We start from the raw sequence: 831 nt of genomic DNA on the forward strand, positions 1-831 counted from the left end.
TGCCGGGCCGCGGCCTGTGGCACGGTCGGGCCCCAGGCGTCGCGATCCACGCCCCTGCCCAGTGTCAGGAACAGCCCTTCGGGCTTCCATTGTCCCGCCAGCAGGTTGCGCACCTGCGCGATGTAGAATTCATCGAAGTCCAGCGTGACGGAACTGACATAGGCCTGCGGCCCGTAGCTGAGCATGCCGGTATTCCACATCGCGGCCTTGATCCCGCGCTGCGTGGCCACGCGCAGATAGGCCGGTTCATCCATGATGCCGCACAGGAAGTCGCACCCGTTATCGACCAGGGCGGTGGCGCCCTGTGTCGCGGCCTGCGGGTCGAACCATGAATTGGTGGTGATGGCCTGCATCGTGATGGAGGGATTGACCGACTGCGCGCCCAGCAGGGTGGCGTTGGCGCTGGCATAGACGGACGGGATGGGGAAGGAGCCCAGGAACCCGAGTTTGCCGGTGCGGGTCATGAGCCCCGCCGCGATGCCGATGACATAGCTGGCGTACCAGTGCGCGACGTAATACCAGCCAGGTTGCCGGTAACGGTGGAGCCGTCACATTCCATGAAGGCGACATCGGGCGCGCGGTCCGATACGTCCTTCATGAAGTCACCATATTCCGATGTGGAAAAGATCATCTGCGCGCCTTCCGCCACGAACTGGCGGAAGATTCGCGTGGCGTCGGCGGAATAGGGCACGCTTTCCACATAAATGGTGCGCAGTTGCGGAAAGGTCCGGCGTATGGCGTGCATACCCCGGTCATGCACCATGGACCAGCCGCCATCGGTAATCGGCCCCGGATGGCCGAACGCGATGACCGCCTCCGATTCCGCCAGCG

General features: G+C 64.1%; 1 pseudogene. It reads right to left on the bottom strand.

Going from position 1 to position 831, the window contains the following annotated elements:
* A pseudogene (locus JCM25156_RS26245) lies at positions 1-831 on the bottom strand (BMP family ABC transporter substrate-binding protein); the annotation flags it as partial.

Source organism: Komagataeibacter kakiaceti JCM 25156 (genome assembly GCF_000613305.1).